This window comes from Acetobacterium sp. K1/6, from assembly GCF_034438075.1.
Taxonomy (GTDB): Bacteria; Bacillota; Clostridia; order Eubacteriales; family Eubacteriaceae; genus Acetobacterium; species Acetobacterium carbinolicum.
The window spans coordinates 45,474-59,782 of sequence record NZ_JAXQGA010000008.1; the positions used below are offsets into that span (position 1 = coordinate 45,474).

Consider the following 14,309-nt stretch of genomic DNA (forward strand, 5'->3'; position numbering starts at 1 on the left):
TCAATCAATTAAAGGATGACAGTATTAAGAATAAACAACCTGAGCTTTACCTACCCGGAGATGAATAAACCGGCCCTGAAAAATATGAATCTAGCCATTGAGGAGGGGGATTTTGTGGTGCTGTGCGGCAAAAGTGGCTGTGGTAAAAGCACCCTGCTCCGGCATTTTAAGTCGGTCCTGACCCCTTATGGGACACGCACCGGAGAAATCCTGTATCGGGAAAAACCCCTGGAAGAAGCCGATTTAAGAACCCAGAGTCAGGAAATTGGCTACGTGCTGCAAAGCCCGGAAAATCAGATTGTCACTGATAAGGTCTGGCATGAACTGGCCTTTGGTCTTGAAAGCCTGGGCTATGATACCCCGACCATTCGTCTGCGAGTCGCTGAAATGGCCTCCTACTTTGGCATCCAGGGCTGGTTTAAACGCAATGTCGTGGAATTGTCCGGGGGACAAAAGCAGCTACTGAATCTGGCCTCGATTATGGCCATGCATCCCGCGGTGCTGATTCTGGATGAACCAACCTCTCAGCTTGATCCTATTGCAGCTTCGGATTTTCTGGAAACGGTTAAAAAAATCAACCGCGAACTGGGAACCACCATTATTATGACCGAACATCGTCTGGAGGATGTTCTCCCGGTTGCCGATCAGGTGGTGGTCATGGATGAAGGCGAAATCATCGCCACGGGAACCCCCCGCCAAATCGGAAAAAAACTACGGACCCTTGGTCACGATATGTTTTTATCGATGCCGGCCCCGATGCAGATTTTTGCCGAGGTGGAATCGGATCTGGAATGCCCGATTACGGTGAGAGAAGGCCGCAAGTGGATGAGCGAACTGTTTTGCAATAATCCGGGTCTAAAAACAGTCATGCCGCTGGAAACCCCGGAGCCAGCATTAAGTGACCCGGTCGTGGAGCTTAAAGAGGTTTGGTTTCGCTATGATAAGAACTTGCCGGATGTGGTTAAAGACTTATCACTGCGGGTTCGAAAAGGCGAGTTTTACTGTCTGGTAGGCGGAAATGGCACCGGGAAAACAACCTCACTATCGCTGATTTCGGGGATCAACAAACCGTATCGGGGCAAGGTGCTACTTAATGGCCGAGATGTCAGAAAGCTAACCGATAAAGAATTGTTTCATGGCATGTTGGGGGTACTGCCACAAAGCCCCCAAAGTCTGTTTGTTAAAAAGACGGTGGAACGGGATTTATATGAAATGATTGGCGGAACCAGAGCGATAAAAGGTAGCACCTCTGACTGCGATCAGAACCAAAAAACAATGGTGGATAAGTTTGTTAAACTGATGCATCTTGAACATTTGTTGGATCAGCACCCTTACGACCTCAGCGGCGGCGAACAGCAACGGCTGGCCCTGGCCAAGATCATGCTACTGGAACCGCAGATTCTATTGCTCGATGAACCAACAAAAGGCCTGGATAACCACTTTAAGCGGGAACTGGGCGAGATTTTGAGAGCACTTCAAAAACAGGGGGTGACCATTATTATGGTTTCCCATGACATTGAATTTTGTGCCTTGTTCGGGGATGTTTGCGGCTTGTTTTTTGATGGCAGTATTGTCACCAGTAATTCACCGCGGGCTTTTTTTTCGGGCAACAGTTTTTATACCACCTCAGCAAACCGGATGTCCCGGCATATCTTTGAAAATGCAATTACAGTAAAGGATGTGATTACATGTTGTCAGATGAATTTCTAGATGACCGAGATGAGGTTGAAGAACAGGTCGAACCACCTGGCAAAAAAAATCTGAGCAAAAGAAGGCTGAGCAAACGGACATGGGCCGCCCTGATGATGATTCTGATGATGATTCCTCTGACGATCTGGTTTGGTATTTATTTTATGGAAGATCGTAAATATTATTTTATCAGCCTGTTTATTATTATCTATACCTGCATCCCTTTTTTGATGGTGTTTGAAGGACGTAAGCCCCAGGCTCGAGAGCTGATTATCATCGCCGTGCTGGCGGCTATCGGTGTCGCTGGACGGGCCGCCTTTTTCATGTTGCCACAGTTTAAACCGGTGGTGGCCATTGTCATCATTGCCGGGGTTTGTTTTGGTGCCGAATCCGGCTTTCTGGTGGGAGCCATGGTTTGTTTTGTGTCCAACTTCTTTTTTGGTCAAGGCCCCTGGACCCCCTGGCAGATGTTTGTCTTCGGTATTATTGGTTTTCTGGCGGGCATTCTGGTAAAGAAGGGTGCCATGAAAAAAAGCAAGGGTCAGCTCTGTCTGTATGGCTTTCTGGCAACCTTTTTTATCTATGGCGGAATTATGAATATGGCATCCTTGCTGATGTGGTCCAGCATTATTAACTGGAAAACGATTTTAGCCACTTATATCACTGGGGCACCCTTTGATTTGATTCATGCCAGTGCCACTGTGTTTTTCTTATTTGTTGCAGCTAACCCGATGATTGAAAAATTGGAACGGATCAAGAAAAAATATGGTCTGATTGATCCAAAATAGATTTTGTTTTAGTGAAAAAAGATCAAAAGTGACAGGGAGAGTTTCTTTTGATGATGACAGCGGATGCTGAGATGGAGAAATGACGAAATGGAAGAGTATAGTAAAGCAGTAGAAACGCGGCAAACCCAGGTATGGCATGTGAATCAGAGAGTAAAACAAGAGGGTCTCTTTGATTGCAGCGATGCGAAAAGTATAAAAAACAAACAGATGGAGGTCACGGAACCCTTTAGGGAGATTGGCACGGGTGCCTTTAAAGGAATCACAAAGGTGCGGCGGGTAGTTTTGTCAAACAGCGTCAAAATTATCGGCAATGAAGCCTTCCGGGGTTGCACCATGTTAAATCGGATTGAACTATCAAAACAAATCTGGCGCATTGGCAAGGGTGCCTTTTACGATTGTCTGCGACTAAGAACTATCGATATCCCCTGGCGGGTCAGGCGGATCGAAGAAAAGACCTTTAAGAAGTGCCGGTCTTTGAATGATCTTGTTTTGCATGACAATATTGAGTACATTGGGGAGAGTGCCTTTCTGGAATGTGAGGCATTAGCTGGAATTTCTATACCGGAAAAAGTGGAAGCGATCAATTTCAGAGCTTTTTGTGGATGCAAGAAATTGCAAGCGGTGAAGTTGCCGATGAATTTAAAAAGCATCGGCAGAGAAGCATTTTACAATTGTGGACTATTATCAATTGAGCTCAATGACCAGTTGGAGTCAATTGAAGAAAGTGCCTTTCTGAAATGTAAAGTTCTTGAGGAAATTGAAATCCCCAAAAGTGTAAAGCACATCGGGAAATGGGCCTTTCATGGCTGTCCAAAACTGGTAAAAGTAACTTTCCGTAGTGACCCGGAATATTTGGGTGAATGGCTTTTCAATCGAAAAAGTGTTAGAATATTCTGCAAAAAGGGATCTCGGGTCGATCAGTATTGTCAAAATTACGAGTATCAGACGGAGTATTTATAATAACGGTGTTTGTAAAAATTATGATGAGGAGCAGGCGGGATGATCAGGACATTGGGAAAGAATCAGGTGAGAATTTATAAACAGGAAAAAATTGTCATCAACGGAAATTATGATGCGATTGGTTTTGGTGCATTTGAAAATAAGATGAGTTTAAAAAAATTGACCTTACCGGAAGGTTTGATTCGAATTGATAAAAATGCCTTTAAAGGTTGTACGGCCCTGAAAACCCTTCATGTTCCAGTAACGCTCAAAGAAATTGGGGAAGCAGCGTGGATGGGCTGCACCAATTTGTTGATGATCGAAATCCCGAATGGCATTCGGTCAATTCCGCCGAGAACGTTTAAAAATTGTCTGGCCCTGACTCAGATCACACTTTCGCCAAGTAGTTGCTTAACCGGTATTGGAGAAAGTGCCTTCGAATCCTGTCGGGAATTAAAAACCATTGCGATCCCCAATGGGGTCAGCCGGATTGAACGACGCACCTTTTATCGGACCAAGAATATGAAAAGCGTGGTATTCCCAGAAAATCTGACCTTTATTGGCAAAGAAGCATTCTATTTTTCCGGACTGGAAGGAAAACTGATGATCCCAGAGGGCGTGACAGAAATTGAAGAGAGTGCTTTTTTTAGGTGTAAAAACCTGACCGAGGTGTTCATTCCCGGTAGTGTCAAGCGGCTGGGAAAATGGACTTTTCATGGCTGCTCGCGGCTTAAATATCTGACTATTCTTCATAATATTGATGAAATCGGCGAATGGATTATTAATAAAAATGATACCATAATTCGCTGCATAAAGGGTTCCCGGGTGGATCACTATTGCCAATCCCAGGAGTTTCGAACAGAATACGTAAATAATGTTGCGAAAAAATAAAGGACTTCAATAACTAGAATTTAGACGATCAAATGCTTGGCTTGGGATGAAGCTCGCTAAAATATTCAATTGAAAAATTTCCCGTTCTATGATACACTTCCACTAATATAATAGGAAAGTGATGAGGAAAGGGGTGTAAGACCCCTACAGCCCCCGCTACTGTAATTGCTGACGACGTTTTTAATCCACTGTCTAACCGATGGGAAGGGAGAACTGAGGATGAAGCAAGAGTCAGGACACTCATAATCATAGAAATTCTTCGGTGGGAAGAAAAGAATTAAACCTTTTGTTTAGTATCCAGCCTCCACAGGAAGCTGGATTTATTTTTGCGAAAAAAGCAAAAAAATAAAGAAAAAGAAGGAAGAAAATGAAAAAGAAAAGTATGAGAAGGTTGTTGGTGATTTTTACCGTATTAGCGCTGATGGTATCCTTTACCGGCTGCCAGAGTGGCGAGTCATCCGCAGATGGTTCCGGCGTCTCACCCAAAAGCGGTGCTACCACCTATCCGGTGACAATAACCGATGATCTTGGAAACGCCGTCAAGATTGAAAAAGAACCCCAGAAAATTGTCTCACTGTCTCCCGCTGCAACCGAGATTTTATTCGCCATTGGTGTAGGGGATCAGGTGGTGGGTCGCACCGAGTATGATAATTATCCCGAACAGGCGCTAACCGTGCCGAGCATCGGTGACTACAATGCGCCCAATGTGGAAAAAATCATTGCTCTGTCACCCGATTTAGTACTGGCTTCAGATTTTGTTTCCGATGATGTCAGAAAACAACTGGAAGCCACGGGTGCAAAGGTCATCCTCTTTAGTCCGATCAGTATAGATGGGGTTATGAAAGATATTGTGATTGCGGGTGAAGTGGCAAACGCTAATGATGCGGCTGGGGATGTGGTTAAAAAAATGATGACGGATCGTCAGGTGATCGTTGATCAGGCCAAAACTGCTAAAACCCAGAAATCAGTCTTTATTGATGTGGGTGACTTCTTCAGTGCTGGTCCTAACTCGATGATGGATGCAATGCTTATTGATCTTAATGCCAAAAATATCGCTGCTGATGCAGCTACGCCATGGCCTCAGCTTAGTACTGAACAAATTATTGCGAGCAATCCGGATGTGTATATTTCCCTTTACAACACACCAGAACAGGTAAAGGCGACGCCCGGGTTTGACAAGGTTACCGCGATTAAAAATAACGAGATCGCATATTACGAATTTTTAACCCCGGAAAGCGATTTAATTCAACGACCGGGCCCCCGGATTGTACAGGGGCTGGCATTGTTGGCTAAGGATATTTATCCGGAAATATTTGCAAAATAAAGTGTCTGTTAAACCAAAATTGGTAGGGGTGAAATCTGTTCGCCCCTGAATTTTATCAGATGAAGAAGAGAGAATTCAGGAGTGAACAGATTAAATGGAGAAAATGGAGTCAGCATGAAAAAAAAACTGAAAAAATACGCGTTGCCATTGTCGATTGCAATCTGCATCGGCACGATTTATCTGTGCACCCTTACGGGGATTACGACCATTTCGTTTGGGGATGCCAATAAAATTCTGTTAAATCAGATCTTTCATATTAATCTGGGGATGGAAAATATCAATGAGGGCGCAACGGCGATTATCTGGAATGTTCGCCTACCCCGGGTCATTCTCGCTTTTCTGACCGGTGGTGCTTTGGCACTGTGCGGGGCTGCCTATCAGGGAATCTTTAAAAATCCGATGGCCGACCCCTACATTTTAGGGGTATCCTCCGGGGCGGCATTGGGTGCCTCGATTGGTATTGTGATGAATTTCTCCAGTAATTTTTTAGGATCCAATGGGGTTGCTATCCTGGCTTTTGGCGGTTCTTTTTTAACCATTCTGTTGGTTTATAATATTTCCCGGGTCGGTCGTAAGGTGCCGGTGGCCACGCTTTTACTCAGTGGCATCGCCATTGGCCAATCACTGGGAGCCTTTATGTCATTACTGATGATCTTTAATAATGATAGCATGACGCAAATTATTTTTTGGGTGATGGGAAGTTTAAATGGTAAGGGTTGGGATCAGGTCCTGATTGTATTGCCCTATGTAGTGATTGGCTGCGTCATCATGTTAACCTCCGTCAGAGAGCTGGATATTATGCTGCTGGGCGAAGAAACGGCCACTCAATTGGGCGTTGATACCGAGGCGCTTAAGAAGAAAATCCTCTTTTCCTCATCCCTTATAACGGCAGCAGTGGTTGCGGCCACGGGGATTATCGGATTTGTTGGGCTGATTGTGCCCCATATTGTCCGCATGATCACCGGTCCCAAACACCGCACATTGGTACCCTTTTCAGTGCTCTTTGGCGGTGCTTTTCTCATTCTTTGCGACACCCTGGCCCGGTCGGTGACCTCTCAGGAAATTCCGGTGGGTGTAATCACCGCCGCCTTTGGCGGTCCTTTCTTTGTTTATCTGCTCCGCAAAAGAAAAAAAGGGGGGCTCTGAGATGGAACGGTTAATGCCAAGAATCATGCTCGATTTCAAGGATGTGGTATCCGGTTATGGCGAAAAAGATATCCTACAGGGATTTAGCGCGACCATCTGCCAGGGCGAGTTTGTCGGGCTGATTGGTCCTAACGGCACCGGCAAGTCAACCCTGTTAAAATGCTTGTCCGGACTGCTGCCGATTAAATCCGGGGTGATTACCCTGGAAGAAAAGAACAATACTAACTATACCCAACGGGAACGGGCCCAGATGATCGCCGTGGTGCCCCAGTCTTTTGATATCGACTACGATTTTACCGTGGAGGACATCGTTCTGATGGGGCGAAACCCCTATCTGAGTTATCGCACCAGAGAAACTCAGAATGATTATAATATTGTAACCGAGGCCATGCGGGCTACCAAGACCTTAAATTTTAGAAAACGGTTTTATAATAATCTTAGCGGTGGCGAAAAGCAACGAGTGATTATTGCCCGGGCCATCGCTCAGGAACCGGATATCATTCTTCTGGATGAACCCACCTCGGCTTTGGATATCCACCATCAGATTGAAGTGATGGAGCTGATCCGCAACCTGAATTTAAAAAAATCGATGACCGTGGTGGCAGTGCTTCACGACATCAATCTGGCGGCCCGATATTGCAACCGGCTTATTTTAATGAAAGACGGCCGGGTCATCATCGACGGAACACCGAAAGAAGTAATCACCGAAGCCAATCTCAAAAAAGTCTATGAAATGAAAATGTTTATTCAGGAGAATAAGCTTTTTTGTAAACCGGAGATTATCCCACTGCGGGTGATTAAGGAATCGGAAAACTATCGCAGTTTGAAAATTCACGTGATCTGTGGAGGCAATCAGGCTTCTCAGGTGTTAGAAGAACTGGAGGCCATGGGCCATCAGGTCACAGCCGGAGTGGTCAACCAGGGCAGTGATGACTGGACCATCTGTGATGTGCTGGGGATTCCGATGGTTGAAGAAAGTCCTTTTACCGCCATCAGCAGGGAAAAGCAGGAAGAAAACCTGGCGGTGATGGCAGAAAGTGACCTGATTTTGATTTCGGATCTGCCTTTTGGTCATGGTAATATTAATAACCTGATGGGTTTGGAAAACCTGCGGGGTGAGCTTTATTTCCATCGAAATTGTCTGAACAACGATTTTACCGAAGGCGAGCTGGTTAAACAGCTTGAGCTTATCAAAAAGAAGAAAACGGTCAACGAAATGAATAGTCATCAGGAGTTTATAAAAATGATCAAAGAACGGACCCTGATTAATGAAAAATAGCTTCGCAAATGGTTGGCTGGAAGCAGCCGCTGTGCGGTGAAGTTTTTAATATATGAGTCGGATTAAATATTTAATGTAGGGGCGATTATTAATCGCCCGCATACTGCACAATTACCGGTTCAATTTGCAAAATTCTTTAATTCAACGTATAGAGCAATTTTAATAACAATATAAGCGTGTGATACAAGTCATTAAAAAAAGGAGACAGAAATATGAATTATTTTATGCTGGCGGGAACCAGCAGCAATGTTGGCAAAACAACGGTTACCATGGGCATCATGGCGGCCTTTAAAAAGCGGGGTCTCCGGGTAAAGCCTTTTAAAACCGGTCCGGATTATATTGATCCGATGTTTCATCGCTTTGTTACTGGTGAACCTTCCATTAATCTGGACACCTGGATGCTGGACGAGGAAATCATCAGGGGGCTCTTTTTTAGACGGCTGGACGAAGAAAATGGTCTGGGGATTGCTGAAGGGGTCATGGGTCTCTATGACGGCCATAGTCTGGAGTCGGAGGTGGGCAGCAGTGCCTATCTGGCCAAAACCATTGGCGCACCGGTGATTTTGATCATTGATGGCCGGGGCATGGCTAAGAGCGCCGCAGCACTGGTAAAGGGTTATGTCGATTTTGACCCCGAAGCGAATATTGTGGGGGTCATCATCAATCGCATTTCATCAAAGTCTCATTACCTGTTGTTAAAAGAAATGATTGAAGCCTATAATGATGTGACCTGCCTGGGTTATTTTCCTAATAATCCGGACATTGTCATGGACAGTCGTCACCTCGGGCTGGTACCGGTGGAAGAGATTGCTGATTTCAGGGAAAAGGTGGACAAGGCCGGAGCGTTGGCCGAAGCCTATATTGATCTGGATAAATTATGGGAAATTAGCAAGCATGACCAACCGGTGAGTGCTTTTATCGATCCCTTTTTAGCTTATGCCGATAAATATCAGGGGTTGCGGATTGGCGTTCCCAAAGATCGGGCCTTTAATTTTTACTATGATGACAATTTTAAAGCCCTGGCAAACGCCGGAGTGGAAGTGGTTACTTTCAGTCCCTTAAATGATGCGCGTCTCCCAGAGCATCTCGATGGTTTATATATCGGTGGTGGCTTTCCGGAAATATTCGGCGCCGAGCTGGCCGCCAACACGTTGATGATTGCTGATATCAAGGATAAGCTGGAAGCCGGATTGCCCTGTTATGCGGAGTGCGGGGGGCTTATGTATCTGACCAATTCGATGACTCTAAACAGCGGTGAAACGAATCCGGCGGTGGGATTTTTCGATGCCGATTCCACAATGACCAAACGGTTGCAGCGGTTTGGATATGTTGATATTTCGGCCTATCTTGGTGGAAAAAGCATTGCGGTTCGCGGACATGAATTTCATCACAGCCTGGTTTCTAGTGATGAAGTCTTGCCGACGGCCTATGTAATCACCAAAAAAGGGAAAACCTGGACCTGTGGGTACCGCCAGAAAAATGTCCTGGCTGGTTATCCGCATATTCATTTTTACAGCAACCCGATGTTTTTAAGCAGTCTCCTAAATGTCGTTCTGGAGCACAAAGCGGGGCAGGCATGAGGCGGGTTAAGGTCGAAACCCCGGGCACCTGTGGCGAATATATTCAGGGCTGGTATGATGGCAGTCCCTGTCTGGTATCCAGCCCGATTGACCGCTATTCCCGGATTACGATTGCTGAAGGCCCGGGGAATCTTGAGGTGTTAAAGCCCAAAACCAGAAAACAGGTCGAAGCGGTTTTTCGGCGCTTTGCGATTCCAGAGCTGGAAAAAAAACATTTGCATTTTTCCATGGTTAGTGATATTCCCGTGGAAAAGGGAATGGCCAGCAGCACTGCCGATATTGCCGGAATGGCTGCCGGGCTTTGTGCTTATTTTGGTCTGGATCTGATCCCAAAGGAGATCGGTTCGCTTTGCACCGGTATTGAGCCATCAGACAATCTGATGTTTGAGCGCTTAAACCTTTTTAATCATCTCAGTGGCTCGGTACTAAAGGAATTTGATGGCACCGTGGAAGCAGATATCCTAATCATTGATTTTAACGGTGGCATTGATACGATGACCTTTAATGAAAGTCAGGATGATTATTCCTCAGACGACTTAGCCATCTTTGTCGAAATTGTCACTCAATTTGAAAAAGGGGTTCGCACCGAAAGCCTCAAGGAGATTGGCGCGGCCTGTACTAAAAGCGCTATTCTTAACCAGAAACGCTTAAAAAAGAATTATCTCGATGATTTGATTGGCCTATCTCGGGATTTTGGTGGTCTGGGAACCGTCATCGGTCATAGCGGCACAGTGATTGGCGTCATGTATGACAATGGTGATTTTCAAGAAGCTGAGTTTCTAAATGCATTCAAGCAGGTTGTTCCCGAATCGGCCTATGCCGAAATCTACCAAAACCGCCTGATCCCGGGCGGAATAAAAATAACCACCGAAGAGGTGTGATCATAGAGCTTTGAATAATAAAGAAATAAATCGACTTAAGAAAGTGAGAAAAAATGGAATACATTAACAACCCCCGAGAAATTGAAGAGCGTAGTTTTGAGATTATTACCGCTGAAATGGGCGATAAGGTTTTCCCGGAAGCCATTGCCCCGATGGTTAAACGGATCATCCATACCACCGCTGATTTTGAATATGCGGATTTACTGGAAATTTTAAACAACGGTTATGAAAGTGGCATCGAAGCACTGAAACAGGGCAAGAAAATTTATGCCGACACCCGGATGATTCAGGTCGGAGTTAATAAAAAAGCACTGGCTGACCACGGCATTGAAATTGTCAATTTTGTCCACGATGCCGATGTCGCCGCAGAAGCCAAAAAGCGCGGCGTCACCCGCTCCACGGTCAGCATGGAAAGAGCGTTGAAGGACGACAGTGTGGGCATCTTTGCCATCGGTAATGCGCCAACCGCCTTATATACCCTGATTGAACAGGTCAAGCTTGGCAATGCCAAACCAGCCCTGATTATCGGTGCGCCAATCGGTTTTGTCGGCGCGGCGGAATCCAAGGAAGCTTTGGATCAGATTGACAGTCCCATCATTCGGATCAACGGACGAAAAGGCGGCAGTCCGGTCGTGGCGGCGATTCTTAATGCCATGCTTTATCAACTGGGAAGAGAATGGTAAGAATGATGAGCGCTACAAAAAAAGGAATTTTTTATGGCATCGGAGTTGGCCCCGGCGATCCCGATCTGCTCACCGTTAAAGCGGCTAAGGTTTTAGATGCCTGTGATATGGTGATTACCCCGGTAAAAAAAATGGGCAGCACCAGTGTTGCCTTTGAAATTGTCAAAAGTCATATCTCCGATTTGTCAAAAGTTCTGGAAATGAATTTTCCGATGATTTCCCTGTCTCAGGAACGGGAAGCCTTGCAAAAACAATGGAAAGAAAATGCCGATGAAATTGAAGTGCTGCTTAATCAGGGCAAGGACGTCGCCTTTATTACTCTGGGTGATCCGATGGTCTTTAGCACCTATTCTTATGTGATGGAATATCTACTAAAACGTAGTATTGAAGTGATCACCCTGTCAGGGGTGCCGTCATTTTGCAATCTCGGGGCGCAACTCAATATTCCCCTGACCCAGGGAGAAGAATCCTTGGGGATTGTGGCGATGACTCAGCCAGTAGAAGAAATCCGGGCGATTTTGGATGCCCACCAGAATATTGTGGTGATGAAAATTTCCGCCAATAATGCCTGGATGGCTGAGGAACTGGAAGCCCGCGGGCTGGAAAAAAGCTTTGTGCTGGTATCCAACATCGGTATGGACACCCAGCAAGTGGTCCGGGATATTGATGTCTTAAAAGGTAAGATCCCGTATTTATCGACCTTATTAATCAAAAAGAATTATCCCCTTCAGTAAGGGAGGTAAGCCATGTTAAATAAAACCATTGAAAAAAATGGCAAGACCCTGCGCTACGGCTATACCACCGGCTCTTGCGCCACCGCCGCCACCAAAGCGGCACTGTTAATGTTTTTAAATCAACAGAAATGGGAAACCATTGAAATCAGTACACCCAAGGGCTGGACCCTGGATCTGGTGCTGCACGATCAGACTTTTTCAGAAAACGAAGCCTCCTGCTCAGTGATCAAAGACTCTGGGGACGATCCGGATGTGACTAATGGCGTCAAGGTTTTTTCGAAAATCACCTCATCAGACCAGGCCGGAATTGAGTTTGCAGCCGGTATTGGTGTCGGTACGGTCACCTCAGTGGGACTCAGTATTCCTCCGGGTGAACCGGCCATTAATCCGACCCCAAGGGAGATGATTACCCGGGAGATTAAAACGGTTTTAGCTTCTGAAGCCGCACGTCAGATCACGGATTTACCCAAAGGTTGGCGGGTCGAGCTGTCCATTCCCCAGGGTGTGGAACTGGCCAAACGAACCTTTAATCCCAAGCTGGGGATTAAAGGCGGACTGTCGATTATCGGCACTTCCGGGATTGTTGAGCCGATGAGTGAAGATGCCCTTAAGGCGTCCCTGAAACTGGAACTCTCAGTGCTCCATGCCAAAGGCTTTAAAGAAATCATCTTTGTCCCCGGCAATTATGGGAAAGACTTTTCCGAGGAACTGGGACTTTCTGAGGAGGTACTGGTAAAAACCAGTAATTATATCGGTTTTATGCTGGATGAGGCTGAACGGATGGGTTTTGATAAGATTCTGCTGATTGGCCATCTGGGAAAACTGGTGAAGCTGGCTGGGGGGATTTTTAATACCCATAGCAGTGTTGCCGACGGACGGATGGAAATTCTAACCGCCCACGCCGGTTTGCTCGGCGCAACCCAGAAAACGATGGAAAAAATCATGACCTCTAAAACCACCGATGAAGCAACCGATTTAATTCTGAGCAAAAATTTGCCGGACTATTTTGATCATCTGGCCGAGGTCATAAAGAAAAAGGTCACCGATCGGGTTTATGGCACCATTGAAATGGAAGTGGTGTTGTTTTCCAAGATCCATGGCTTTTTAGGACAAAGCAAAGACGCAGAAGAGTTGAGGAAACGATTATGTACCCATTAAAAATTATTGGACTGGGACCGGGACATCCGGATTATATACTGCCGATCGCATTAAAAGAAATTGAAGCGGCAGAAGTGATTCTCTGTGGCACCCGCCATGCTGAAAGTTTTGATGCCAGTGGTAAAGAAATGCTTTTTATCGGCAAGGGAACCCCCCTAAGTGAGCTGATGGAAAAGGTTGCCCAGGTATACAAGACTAAGAAAACCGCGCTGGTTGTTTCCGGTGACTGCGGCTTTTATAGTCTGCTGACCTATGCCAAAAAAGTAGTACCGGAAAAGGACATTGTCTGCATCCCCGGGATTAGTTCGTTGCAGTATTTTTTTGCCAAACTGGCAATGTGTTGGGAAGATGCTAAGCTGATGAGCCTTCATGGCCGGGATCAGGATTTGGCGGCAGCTCTGGCAAAAAATAAAAAGCTGGGCATTCTTACTGACAAAAATAATAATACTGCGTTTATTGCCGGGATTCTTAAATCAGTCGGTTGTGAAAACAGCTTGCTTTATGTTGGTGAAGAGTTATCCTATCCTAATGAGAAAATAACCCGCTTAACCGTAACAGAAGCCCTGAGCTATCAGGAGGAAGGGCTGGCAGTCGTGGTGGTCATCAATGAGTAAGATAGCAGGATACAAGGACGAGGCCTATATTCGGGGTAAGGCACCGATGACTAAACGCGAAATCCGCATCCTCACCATTTCGTTGCTGGGGATAAACCCCGGCGATGTGGTCGTAGATATCGGCGCCGGCACCGGGGGTCTCACTATGGAAGCAGCTTATGCCGCCGACCATGGTAAGGTCTATGCTGTGGAAGCCAAAGAAACGGCGCTGGAACTGGTAAAAAAGAATAAAGAACATTTTAATGCCAACCATGTGGTCATTATCCCCGGTAAGGCGCCAGAAGTGCTGGCTGAAATTAAAGAGCCAGTGGATCGGGTCATCATTGGTGGTTCCGGCGGTAATATGGAAGGCCTGTTTCAGTGGTGTAAGGCCAATCTCCGGGCCAGTGGTCGGGTCATTGCCAATTTTGTCACCCTGGAGAACGCCGCCCAGGCCACCACCCTGATGAACCAGTATTTTGAAAATGTAGAACTGGTTCAAGTGGGCATCAGCCGGGGCGAAGGCATTGGTGGTTTAACGATGCTAAAGGCCGCCAACCCGATTTTTATTATCACTGGGGATGCTGAATTAAATTAACGACTCAAAGGTTCAAAATGCTATTG

General features: G+C 45.9%; 14 protein-coding genes and 1 riboswitch. All 14 genes read left to right on the forward strand.

What is annotated here, in order from left to right; all coding sequences use genetic code 11:
- The first annotated feature begins 15 nt into the window (after positions 1 to 15).
- The 14 genes from U2P91_RS08795 (at position 16) to cbiT (ending at position 14,283) form a co-directional block, all read left to right on the forward strand.
- Positions 16 to 1,710 carry an ABC transporter ATP-binding protein gene (locus tag U2P91_RS08795; RefSeq protein ID WP_111888093.1) on the forward strand — a complete coding sequence of 565 codons (1,695 nt, stop codon included), beginning with the start codon at positions 16 to 18 and terminating at the stop codon, positions 1,708 to 1,710.
- Positions 1,689 to 2,477 carry an ECF transporter S component gene (locus U2P91_RS08800; protein ID WP_322519467.1) on the forward strand — a complete coding sequence of 263 codons (789 nt, stop codon included), beginning with the start codon at positions 1,689 to 1,691 and terminating at the stop codon, positions 2,475 to 2,477. Before U2P91_RS08795 ends, U2P91_RS08800 begins: the two co-directional genes overlap by 22 nt.
- Before the next feature lie 87 nt (positions 2,478 to 2,564).
- A complete protein-coding gene (locus U2P91_RS08805; protein ID WP_322519468.1) occupies positions 2,565 to 3,437 on the forward strand; it encodes a leucine-rich repeat domain-containing protein in 873 nt (290 codons plus the stop codon).
- 39 nt (positions 3,438 to 3,476) lie between these two features.
- Complete coding sequence (locus U2P91_RS08810) at positions 3,477 to 4,307, forward strand: leucine-rich repeat domain-containing protein (protein ID WP_322519469.1); 831 nt, start codon at positions 3,477 to 3,479, stop codon at positions 4,305 to 4,307.
- Between the two features lie 72 nt (positions 4,308 to 4,379).
- Positions 4,380 to 4,570, forward strand: a riboswitch (cobalamin riboswitch).
- Between the two features lie 104 nt (positions 4,571 to 4,674).
- Positions 4,675 to 5,631 carry an ABC transporter substrate-binding protein gene (locus tag U2P91_RS08815; protein WP_322519470.1) on the forward strand — a complete coding sequence of 319 codons (957 nt, stop codon included), beginning with the start codon at positions 4,675 to 4,677 and terminating at the stop codon, positions 5,629 to 5,631.
- A gap of 114 nt (positions 5,632 to 5,745) precedes the next feature.
- Positions 5,746 to 6,777 (forward strand): FecCD family ABC transporter permease, encoded by a 1,032-nt coding sequence (locus U2P91_RS08820; protein ID WP_322519471.1) that lies wholly within the window; start codon positions 5,746 to 5,748, stop codon positions 6,775 to 6,777.
- A 1-nt stretch (position 6,778) separates the two neighbouring features.
- Positions 6,779 to 8,056: a heme ABC transporter ATP-binding protein gene (locus U2P91_RS08825; RefSeq protein ID WP_111888088.1), complete on the forward strand. Its 1,278-nt coding sequence runs from the start codon at positions 6,779 to 6,781 to the stop codon at positions 8,054 to 8,056.
- A gap of 212 nt (positions 8,057 to 8,268) precedes the next feature.
- A complete protein-coding gene (locus U2P91_RS08830; RefSeq protein ID WP_242988464.1) occupies positions 8,269 to 9,636 on the forward strand; it encodes a cobyrinate a,c-diamide synthase in 1,368 nt (455 codons plus the stop codon).
- Positions 9,633 to 10,517 (forward strand): GHMP kinase, encoded by an 885-nt coding sequence (locus U2P91_RS08835; protein ID WP_111888087.1) that lies wholly within the window; start codon positions 9,633 to 9,635, stop codon positions 10,515 to 10,517. The genes U2P91_RS08830 and U2P91_RS08835 overlap by 4 nt, the downstream gene beginning before the upstream one ends.
- 53 nt (positions 10,518 to 10,570) lie before the next feature.
- Positions 10,571 to 11,200, forward strand: coding sequence for a precorrin-8X methylmutase (locus U2P91_RS08840; RefSeq protein WP_111888086.1), 630 nt, complete (start codon positions 10,571 to 10,573; stop codon positions 11,198 to 11,200).
- 2 nt (positions 11,201 to 11,202) lie between these two features.
- Positions 11,203 to 11,934, forward strand: coding sequence for a precorrin-2 C(20)-methyltransferase (gene cobI, locus U2P91_RS08845; RefSeq protein WP_322519472.1), 732 nt, complete (start codon positions 11,203 to 11,205; stop codon positions 11,932 to 11,934).
- 12 nt (positions 11,935 to 11,946) lie between these two features.
- Positions 11,947 to 13,092: a cobalt-precorrin-5B (C(1))-methyltransferase CbiD gene (gene cbiD / locus U2P91_RS08850; protein ID WP_322519473.1), complete on the forward strand. Its 1,146-nt coding sequence runs from the start codon at positions 11,947 to 11,949 to the stop codon at positions 13,090 to 13,092.
- On the forward strand, positions 13,080 to 13,706 hold the full coding sequence (cbiE, locus tag U2P91_RS08855; RefSeq protein WP_111888083.1) for a precorrin-6y C5,15-methyltransferase (decarboxylating) subunit CbiE: 627 nt from the start codon (positions 13,080 to 13,082) through the stop codon (positions 13,704 to 13,706). Before cbiD ends, cbiE begins: the two co-directional genes overlap by 13 nt.
- On the forward strand, positions 13,699 to 14,283 hold the full coding sequence (gene cbiT / locus U2P91_RS08860) for a precorrin-6Y C5,15-methyltransferase (decarboxylating) subunit CbiT (protein ID WP_111888082.1): 585 nt from the start codon (positions 13,699 to 13,701) through the stop codon (positions 14,281 to 14,283). Before cbiE ends, cbiT begins: the two co-directional genes overlap by 8 nt.
- Positions 14,284 to 14,309: the final 26 nt, after the last annotated feature.